General features: G+C 64.6%; 8 protein-coding genes. 5 read left to right on the top strand and 3 right to left on the bottom strand.

Features of this window, described 5'->3' with window-relative positions:
• Window positions 1-240 precede the first annotated feature (240 nt).
• The gene (locus ACXJL8_RS23740) at window positions 241-708 is read left to right on the top strand and encodes a hypothetical protein (RefSeq protein ID WP_456618987.1); all 468 of its coding nucleotides are present in this window, start codon (window positions 241-243) and stop codon (window positions 706-708) included.
• 69 nt (window positions 709-777) lie between these two features.
• Here the strand turns inward: ACXJL8_RS23740 and ACXJL8_RS23735 are convergent, their stop codons facing one another.
• On the bottom strand, window positions 778-1,275 hold the full coding sequence (locus ACXJL8_RS23735; RefSeq protein ID WP_456619082.1) for a DUF1993 domain-containing protein: 498 nt from the start codon (window positions 1,273-1,275) through the stop codon (window positions 778-780).
• A 117-nt stretch (window positions 1,276-1,392) separates the two neighbouring features.
• On the opposite strand from ACXJL8_RS23735, the gene ACXJL8_RS23730 reads away from it, so the two are divergent.
• The gene (locus ACXJL8_RS23730; protein ID WP_456618986.1) at window positions 1,393-2,175 is read left to right on the top strand and encodes a transporter substrate-binding domain-containing protein; all 783 of its coding nucleotides are present in this window, start codon (window positions 1,393-1,395) and stop codon (window positions 2,173-2,175) included.
• A gap of 28 nt (window positions 2,176-2,203) precedes the next feature.
• Here ACXJL8_RS23730 and ACXJL8_RS23725 read toward each other — a convergent pair whose 3' ends face one another.
• Window positions 2,204-3,166 carry an alpha/beta hydrolase family protein gene (locus ACXJL8_RS23725; RefSeq protein WP_456685682.1) on the bottom strand — a complete coding sequence of 321 codons (963 nt, stop codon included), beginning with the start codon at window positions 3,164-3,166 and terminating at the stop codon, window positions 2,204-2,206.
• Window positions 3,167-3,422: 256 nt separating this feature from the next.
• On the opposite strand from ACXJL8_RS23725, the gene ACXJL8_RS23720 reads away from it, so the two are divergent.
• Window positions 3,423-4,310 carry a DUF2147 domain-containing protein gene (locus ACXJL8_RS23720; protein WP_456618984.1) on the top strand — a complete coding sequence of 296 codons (888 nt, stop codon included), beginning with the start codon at window positions 3,423-3,425 and terminating at the stop codon, window positions 4,308-4,310.
• A 2-nt stretch (window positions 4,311-4,312) separates the two neighbouring features.
• Here ACXJL8_RS23720 and ACXJL8_RS23715 read toward each other — a convergent pair whose 3' ends face one another.
• Complete coding sequence (locus ACXJL8_RS23715) at window positions 4,313-5,119, bottom strand: GntR family transcriptional regulator (RefSeq protein ID WP_456685681.1); 807 nt, start codon at window positions 5,117-5,119, stop codon at window positions 4,313-4,315.
• Window positions 5,120-5,129: 10 nt separating this feature from the next.
• On the opposite strand from ACXJL8_RS23715, the gene ACXJL8_RS23710 reads away from it, so the two are divergent.
• Both ACXJL8_RS23710 and ACXJL8_RS23705 read left to right on the top strand, forming a co-directional pair.
• Window positions 5,130-8,528, top strand: coding sequence for a molybdopterin-dependent oxidoreductase (locus ACXJL8_RS23710; protein ID WP_456685680.1), 3,399 nt, complete (start codon window positions 5,130-5,132; stop codon window positions 8,526-8,528).
• A 50-nt stretch (window positions 8,529-8,578) separates the two neighbouring features.
• On the top strand, window positions 8,579-9,864 hold a 1,286-nt coding region (locus ACXJL8_RS23705), incomplete at its 3' end, for a TIGR00366 family protein (protein WP_456685679.1).

The following is a 9,864-nucleotide window of genomic DNA, read 5'->3' as shown; positions in this document are numbered from 1 at the left end:
GCTAAAGCGCGATGAATCGTCATCGCGCTTTAGATTATTGTTTCAGCATGATCGTTTCGGAAAACCGCTGCGCACTTTTCCGAATCATGCTTTCGTCCGCACGCCTTCGGAACGCCAGAATGCGTCCCATTTTGGTGCAGATCGAGCCCCAACTCAGCCTTAATCAAACCCGCGTAATAAGCCCAGCCGCGCCGGCAGTGGGACACATTTGCCGGCCGCGTCGAGCTGGAGGATGGACCCTTGTCAGAAATCGACCCGACCGACCACGCGCTGGCGACCATCGCCAGCATCCTGGAGCACCCCGAGCCCGTCCTCGTCGTCCGTGACACCGCGACCGAGGGCGAGAACGAGATCGAGACAACCGTCGTCGATGAGCACCCGGTTGCCGAGGAGCATCCCGTGGTCGACGAACAGCCGCTGGTGCCGGAGCCGGCCGATGCCGACGGTTACAGCAAGGTCGGCCCCGGGCCGATGGTGGCGATCCGCCTCAAATGGACGGTCCATTGCGGCGACGACGGCCAGTACTACGTGCACGAGACCATCGGCGACCAATCCACGCCCGTGATCAGCGGTCCAATGGCGAGCGAAGCCGCGGTGCATCTCGTCGACGAGCGCGCGGACGAGGCCCATCGGCGCTTCGAGGAGCTGCGCAGCGAGATCGCCGGCCGCAGCTCGCTCGCCGAATTCGAGCGCAAGGGCGAAGCCTAGCCCGCCGTCGGGCCGCATATCTCGTACGCCTCTCCCCGTTGGGGAGAGGCGAACATCGAGCCCCCGCAACTATTTCCGTCCGAGATAATCCTTCTTCACGAGCTCGACGCCTGCGTGCCGCAGCAGGTCGTAGGCCGTCGTCACGTGAAAGAAGAATTGCGGGACGCTGAAGGTCAGCAGCAGCGTCCGCCCGGTGAAGGGCAGCTCGGTGCCGTTCTTCAGCCTGAAGAAGACGTTGCGGTCCGCCGCCGCATCGATCTCGCCGCGCGGCAGGCTCTCGATGAATTCGATCGATGTCGCGATGCGGGCCTGAAGCCCGGCCATGTCGTGCTCCAGCACCGGCAGCGCTACCGGCTCGCGCTCGGCCAGCAAGGCCGGGGCGACCACCGCGTGACGGCAGGCCTCGCCGACCTGCTGTGCCAGGTCGTACATGTTCGGTGACAGGCGCATGCCGAGCAGAATGGCGGGATTGAACTTGCGGGCCTCGGCATGAGCCGAGCCCTTGTCGAGCAGTCCGGACAGATTGCGCAGGTATGGCACGAACAGGCCAACCGAGGCCTCGTACATTGAGATCGGCACGACCGGGCTTCTCCTTCCAATTCCATCTCGCCAGCGGCGGGCATCTGGTTTAAATCCGCACCTGACGGGCTGCACAATGACAGCTTACACAGGGGTGGCAAAGACATGTTCGTTCGAATCCTGGCGGCCTTGGCGGTGGCGTTGCTGGCGAACTTCTCGGCGCATGCGCAGCAAGCTGCGCCCTCGCGCCTCGACGAGATCATCAAGCGCGGCACTTTGCGCGTCGGCATGACCGGCGACTACAAGCCCTTCACCTACCTCGACAAGACCACGCAGCAGTTCAGCGGCTTCGACGTCGACATGGCCGAGGCGCTCGGCAAGGCGCTCGGCGTCAAGGTCGAATTCGTGCCGACGGCCTGGCCGAAGCTGATGAAGGACTTCGAGGCCGACCAGTTCGACATCGCGATGGGCGGCGTCTCGGTCACGCTCGACCGGCAGAAGAAGGGCGTCTTCTCGATGCCGATCATGCGCGAGGGCAAGACGCCGATCGCGCGCTGCGCCGACGTCGGCAAATACCAGACCATCGCCGACATCGACAAGAAGGGCACCCGCGTGATCGTCAATCCCGGCGGCACCAACGAGCGCTTCGCGCGCGCCAACGTCAAGGACGCCGAGATCAACGTCTTCCCCGACAACACCGTGATCTTCGACGAGATCGCCAAGGGCAATGCCGATCTGATGATGACGGATGCCTCCGAGACGCGCTACCAGCAGAAGCAGCATCCCGGCGTGCTCTGCGCGGTGCACCCCGAAAAGCCATTCGACTTCTCCGAGAAGGCCTACTGGCTCCAGCGCGACATGGCGCTGAAGGCCTTTGTCGACCAGTGGCTGCACATCTCGATGGAGGACGGCAGCTACAGGAAGATCTACGCCGCGTGGTTCGACTAGCGGCTCGACCGGCGACCGACCTTGTCCGTCACTCCAGATGCTTGCGAAAGAAGCTCACGGCTGCGTCGTTGAACGTGTCGTGAAACGCTTTCCTGTCGAACCCAGGCGGATCAGTGCACAGGATCGGCGCGGCTTCGGCCAGCTTGGGTGGACATGGCGCAAGAAAGGAGAAGTGCGACGAGTTCGGCACGATCCGGAAGTCGGGGCGCGCGGGAAGCATTTGTTCCAGCGCATCGACTGAAGCGGGCACGACGCCGTCACCGCCCAGCGCCGAACGCCATAAGACAATCGGGATCGTCACATTGGCGAGGCGCTCCCGGTTGAAGAGGCCTTCATAAAGGGGCGGATCCGCCAGCACAGCCGCTCTGATGCGGGGGTCGTGCACGGCCGCTTCAGTTGGGACAAGGCCATCGCGAATGGCTTGGCATTTCGGCGTTGTCGCGCCCTCTCTCTCGCAGAGCGGAGCAAGCGCGCCGAAATCGGGGTTGCCGCCGATCACGACGAGGCCGGTATAGGCGCCGCGCGAGAATCCGAACAGGCCGATCCGCTTGGGGTCGAGAACCGCAGCGTCCGTCCAGGCGCCGAGCATGAAATCGGCAAGCCGCTTCATGTCGGCGGGACGCTCGACCAGCACGGAGAACTCATCGGTCCGGCTGCTGTCCCTGGCGGTATCGCCCGGGTGGTTGATCGCCGCCACCACGAAGCTGGCATCGGCCAGCGCGATCGCTGTATCGACGTGGCCGAGATACGAGCCGCGCCGGCCGTGCGAGACGACGATCAGCGGCAGTCGATTGCCCGCGACCGGACAATCCTTGACGCCCGGCAGCACAACACCGCCGGCCAGCGTGACCTCCGAAGGCGGGGCCGCGCAAGGTGTCCACACCAAGCCTTTGAGCGCGGGCCCGCTGGCGTCCGCGGGCACCTCGAGAAAGCGGAGCCCGGCCGCTTGCACCGCAGTCGCGACCAGACAACAGGCCGCTGTGAGCATCATCAGGCAAGATCGTCGCAGCATGATCAGCGTCTCCGTCAGCGTGCGCCATCGAACACATTCAATCAGCACGGATCGTCCAGGCAAGCCCCTCGCGCCGCCGCACGGCCAAAGCCGCCCAACTGTGGACCGACTTCGGCGCTATTGAACCGGAACCGGAGGGAGGGCGACTCATACGGTGAACGTGATCTAGATCACGTTTTGCGATCGGACCGAGGCGTAGACGTCGGTGCGGGGACCACCTGTTCAGGAGATGGAAATGAGGAAGCTGTTGGCCACGGCCGCGTTCCTTTTGTTGGCGAGCACCGCCGCTCAGGCGCAGTACACCTTCGAATATGGCGGGCGCACCATCCGCATCGATCCGGACCGCGGCACGGTGCAGATTCCCGGCGTCTACGACAACACAGGCCAGGGCAAGGCGAAGAAGGCCAAGAACGACGCCAAGGGGGCCCCGAAAGCGGACCCCCATGCGCCGCAACAAGCGCCGCAACAAGCCAAGGCTGATCCGCAGCAACCGGCCAGTCCCGCGCCGGCACCCGCACCTGTCGCCGCGCCTCCGGCGGCCGAGCAGGCCCCTGTACAGGCTCCCGTGGCCGCGGCGCCTCCTGCCCCGCCGGCGCCTCCGGCTCCCACCGCAAACAATGCTCCGGCCGAAAACGCACTCGTGCCGCCGCCTCAGCTGGCCCCAGCTGCCGCCCCGACGGTGGCCGCGGCACCACCCGCGCCGCCTCCGCCGCCTGCCCCGACAGTGGCTGTGGCACCGCCCGCGCCCCCAGCGCCGCCTCCCGCGCCGGTTCAATCCGCGGCCGTCACCCCCGCCCCCGCAGCGGCGCCCACGCGCGATCTCAACTCACCGCTCGGTATCTGGCTCACCGAGGAGAAGGAAGGCAAAGTCCGCATCGAGCAATGCGGCAACAATCTCTGCGGCTATTCGGTCGACACCAAGTCGAACCAGAACGGCGAGCAGGTCTTGATCAACATGAAGCCCGGCAAGGACCAGAAATGGTCCGGCCGCATCCTCGATCCCAACACCGGCTCGACCTACGATTCCACCATCGCGCTGAAGGGCACGGACCGCCTGCGCGTGCAGGGCTGCGCCTTCGGCGGCATGTTCTGCGGCGGCCAGACCTGGACGCGGGTGAACTAGAGCTAGGTCGGCGAGAGCTGGCGCTTGCGCGTGCCAGCGATCGGCTCGCGGAAGGTGCCGACCTGGGAGAGGGCTTCGACGAAGATCGGCTCCCAGGCCCTGATGTGGTGCCGAAGAAGATTCGTGAGAGCTTCTTCCTTGCCTGCGCTCGCCAGCTCGATGATCCGGAAGTGTTCGGGTGCGGACTCGTTCTGACGAGCGAGGCCCGCGCGCGAATTGATCCCGTAGAGCCGCATCTGGTCGCGCAATCCCATCACCATCTCGGTCAGACGGGGATTTTCGGCCGCGTCCGTCAGCAATCGATGGAAGGTTCGATCCGCCTCGATATAGAGCCCGATATCCTCGGTCTTGACCGCGCGCGCGATGGCTTCAGCCCAAGGATAAAGCGCACTCAGATCCTTGTCCGGCTTGCGCGCGACCAATGACGCGGCATGGAGCTCGAGAACGTCGCGCAGATCGAACAGATTGCGAAGCTCCATCAAGGTGGGCTCGACAACCCTGAAGCCGCGATTGCGGACCGGTTCGATCAGTCCGCTCCGCGACAGCTCCAGCAGCGCTTCCCGCACAGGCGTCGTCGACACACCGAGGCTCGCGGCCAAGGTCGGCACCGAGTACATCGTGCCCGGCATGCTCTGACCAGAAATAATCTCTGCACGCACCTGCTGCACGACCTGCTCGCGCAGATTCTGGTCCATGTCGCCTCCGACTCGCCGCTTGCCGCCCGATCTATCAGCACCGCCCAAAGAATGCACTTGACAGGAAGGTGTCATCGTCGAAGCATGTAGCGCGTTACTGTAATGCACTACCATTGGGCTGTCTATGGCGGAACGCTATCCCGGCTATTGCACTCTTTGCCGTTCGCGGTGCGGTTCGATGACCGTGGTCGAGAACGGCCGCATGGTCGCCGTGGAGAACCTGCCGGGGCATCCGACCGGCGGAGCCCTGTGTTCGAAAGGCCGCGCTGCGCCCGAAATGGTGCATAGCCCGCGCCGCCTGACCCACCCTCTCCGCCGCACCGCGCCGCGCGATGCCGCAGACCCGGGTTGGGTTGAGATTTCATGGGACGAAGCCCTCGACGAGATTGCCGGGAAGCTCGGCCAGATCCGCGGCACGTCGGGAGCGGAAGCGGTCGCCTTCGCCGTCACGACGCCGAGCGGCACCCCCATGGTCGACAGCTTCGAATGGGTCGAGCGGTTCATCAGATGCTTCGGCAGCCCTAACCTGATCTACGCAGTCGAGGTCTGCGGCTGGCACAAGGATTTTGCCCACGCCTTGACGTTCGGTCGCGGGATCGGCTTTCCGGATTATGACAGGGCCGAAACCATCGTGCTCTGGGGACACAATCCGGCGCGGACATGGCTTGCGCAGGCAACCCGCGTCGCAGACGCGCGTCGTCGAGGGGCACGCGTGGCCGTGGTCGACCCCAAGCCCRACGGATCGGGACAGCAGGCCGACCTATGGCTGCGCATTCGTCCGGGGGCCGACGGCGCTCTCGCAATGGCGGCGATCCGGCATCTCATTTCGACAAACTCGTTGGATGCGGCCTTCGTGACGCGCTGGACGAACGCGCCATTCCTGGTCAACACGCATTCTGGCGGCTTGGTGCGGGCCAGCGATCTGTGGCCGGATCAACCGCCGGAAGCCTTCGTTACCCTGGATCGATACGGTCAAGCGCGTGCCCACGACCCGCGTGTCGAGCTCCTTGATCCCGAGAACTGCCGGCTGGACGCCAAAGCCACGCTCGATGGCCTGGACGGATATGCGATCCCTGCGGCGACCGCATTTTCCCTGCTCGCCGCGGAGGCCGCGTCGTACACGATCTCTCGCGTCGCCGAGACCACCTGGCTCGACGAATCCAAGGTCGCAGCGTTTTGCGCGCTGTTCGAGAACAGTCCGAAGCTCGCCTATCACTCCTGGACGGGCGTCGGTCAGCACACGAACGCGACCGCCACGGAGCGTGCCATCGCAACTCTCTACGCTCTCACCGGTGCGTGCGACAGGCCGGGCGGGAATGTCTGGCAGGTCCCGCCGCCGACACGTTCGGTGAACGACTACAGCCTGTTGCCGGCGGAGCAAAAAGCGAAAGCTCTCGGCCTAGACGAACTGCCGCTCGGACCGCCGAGCCGCGGATGGATCACGGCGCGGGACTTCAGCCGCGCGGTGCTCAGAGGGGAGCCCTATCGCGTCCGCACGCTGATGAGTTTCGGCACGAACTTCGTGGTGTCGCAGGGACATTCCTCGCGCAATCGCGAGGCGCTGCGTGCGCTCGATTTCCACGTGCATGTCGACATGTTCATGAACCCGACGTCCGAGAATGCCGACATCGTGCTCCCGGCCAGCATGCCCTGGGAAAGAGATGCACTGAAGATCGGCTTCGAGATCACGCAGGAGGCCGTCGAAACGATCCAGTTCCGGCCGCAGATGCTGGCTCGGCTCGGCGAATGCAAGGCGGACTACGAGATCGTCGCGGAATTGGCGCTGCGATTGGGGATGGCGGAGGAATTCTTCGGCGGCGACATCCGCGCCGGCTGGAATCATCAATTGGCTCCTCTCGGCATAACCGTCGAGCAATTGCGCCACCATCCCGAGGGCAAGCGCTTTCCGCAGCCGTTCCGTCATGAAAAATACGCTGAGGGAAGCAGCGATGGAACGATCGCGGGATTCGCGACGCCAACGCGGCGCGTGGAGATCTATTCCGAGCTGATGCTTGGTCATGGCTATCCGCCGTTGGCGAACCATGTCGAGCCGGCCGACGGTCCGATGACCGCGCGCGAGTATTTTCCGCTGGTGCTGACCACGGCGAAGAGCGGCTGGTTCGTCCACAGTGCGCATCGGCACGTGGCGTCGCTGCGCAAGAAATCGCCGGATCCGGCCGTGGAGATCAGCAAGACCCTCGCCGCACAGCGCCGGCTCGAAGACGGCGATTGGGCGATCGTTCAGACCCCTTACGGCCAGGTCCGCCTCCGAGTCCGCCTGAACGAATTTCTCGACGACCGTGTCGTCCTGGCCGAGTTCGGCTGGTGGGAGGATTGTCCGCCGCTGGGACGGAACACCACGCCGCCGTCAGGCTTCGCGACCTCGAACATGAACGACGCCCTGAGCGACGCGTCGCGCGATCCGGTCAGCGGCTCGGTGCCTCTGCGCGCCACGATCTGCGACATTCGTCGCGACCAGGCTGCGAACCGCGGACGCTGGACGGGGCGGCGCGTCTTCTCGGTCGCAGGGATTCGCCGCGAGGCCGACGACGTCGTCGCGATCGATCTCGCTCCGCAGGACGACGATGCGCTGCCTTCGTATCGGCCGGGACAGCATGTCCTGCTGAGCCTGCCGGGCGTGGACATCGCTCGTGCCTACTCCTTGATCGGAACAGCTGCCGAGAACATGCTTTCCATCGCCGTCAAGAAGCAGCCATCCAACGCCGGGGATTCGGCGGGCGGCTGCCTTCATCTTTCGGAACATGTCCATCGCCTCGCGATTGGCGACGAGGTCCACCTCCAGGCCCCCGGCGGGATATTCAACCCGCCTCTGCAGGGCAATCGGCCTCTCGTCTTTCTCGCCGCCGGCATCGGCATCACGCCGTTCATGAGTCACCTGGAGGCGCTGCCGGCCCTTGCCCCGGCCGAGCGGGTCACCGAAATTCTGATGCTCCACGCTTGCCGCAACGGACGTGAACATCCTTTCGCAACGCGACTCCGGGAGCTCGAGACGCAGCTGCCGGAACTCAAGCTCGTGACGGCATTCACGGCACCGCAACCTGCCGACCGGTTGCATGAGGATTACGACTACGCCGGCCGGCTAGACTTGTCCGCGATCGATCCGCTGCTTTCCCGCAATCCCCTCGCCTATGTCTGCGGATCGCCGGACTTCACGTCCTCGATGACGGCGCGGCTCGTCGAGCGCGGCATTCCCCGGTTCGACATCTTTGCGGAAGCCTTCGCATCGCCGCCGGAAGTCCCATCCATGCTGAAACCCCAGACGGTTCATCTCGCCGGCAGCGGCAAGAGCTTCCTCTGGTCGCCCGAACTGGGCACGCTTCTCGATGCGGCGCATGCGGCGGGAGTGCAGCTTCCCAGCGGCTGCCGCGTCGGCCAGTGCGAAAGCTGCGCCATGCGCATTGTCGACGGCCGCGTGGCACGGCTCGGCGGCGACGACGGTTCGGCCGAACATTGCCTCACATGCCAGGCGGTACCGCTCACCGAGCTCACGCTCGCACTCTGACCGCTCGCCACGACTTTCGACCACGATCACTGCCAAAAAGGGGGCTGATAATGACGACTGTTTCCGGAGATTCTCTCACGGAGAACGCACCGACCGAGGCCAATCTGCTGGCGAGGTTCGCACAACGCCTCGTCATCTTCTCCGAGCGCTGGTTTCCGGATGCATATGTCTTCGTCCTCATCGCGGTGATTGCGATCGCGATCGGCACCATCGCGCATGGCGGCTCCCCGCTCGCGGTCAGCCGCGCTTTTGGAGACGGCTTCTGGAACCTCATTCCGTTCACGATGCAGATGGCTCTGGTTGCGATCGGAGGCTACGTGGTCGCCATGTCGCCGCCGGTCGCGGCAGCACTGCGGCGGTTGGCAGCGATACCGTCCACCGGACGCGGTGCGGTGGTATTTGTCGGGGTCCTGAGCATTCTGCTGTCGCTGGTCAACTGGGGGCTAAGCCTCATCTTCTCCGGTCTGCTGGTGCGCGAAATCGCCCGACGCAGGGACATCAAGCTCGACTATCGCGCGGCCGGCGCGGCCGGCTATCTCGGTCTCGGCTGCGGCTTCACGCTCGGTATCACCTCGTCGGCCGCGCAGCTTCAGGCCAACGCCGCCAGCATTCCAAGCTCGCTGCTGCCCATCACCGGAATCATCGGGTTTTCCGAGACGATCCTGACCTGGCAAAATCTGCTGACCACCGTCCTGGTGACAGTCCTCTCCGCCGTCATCTGCTACCTGACCGCGCCGAACACCGCGCAGACCAAGACCGCGGAGGACCTCGGAGTGTCGCTGGAGGACGACACGATCAAGCCCAAGGCCCCCACCCGGCCCGGCGACTTCCTCGAATTCAGCCCGATCCTGACGATCCTGATTGTCGTCCTCGCCCTTGGCTGGCTGTGGCAGACCTTCCAGTCGGGCAATCCGCTGATCACGCTGTCAGGTCTGAATACCTACAACTTCGTGTTCCTGATCCTCGGCATCCTGCTGCACTGGCGCCCCCGGGGTCTTCTCGAGGCCTTCTCCAAGGCGATGCCGAGCGTGTCGGGCGTGCTCCTGCAGTTTCCGTTCTACGCGGGTATCGCCCAGATGCTCACCAAGGTGCCGAACGCCAAAGGCGTGACGCTGTCGGACACGATTGCACACTGGTTCGTCGATGCTTCCGCCAGCACGACCGCCTTCTCCTTTCTGGTCGGCATCTATTCTGCGGTCCTGGGATTCTTCATTCCATCGGCAGGCGGCAAATGGATCATCGAAGCTCCCTACATCATGAAGGCTGCGAACGCCGTCGGGGCACATCTTGGATGGACCGTCATGGTCTACAACATCGCTGAAACGCTGCCGAACTT

The organism is Bradyrhizobium sp. P5_C11_2 (assembly GCF_054049755.1).
This window is presented reverse-complemented; position numbering and strand designations above follow the sequence as displayed.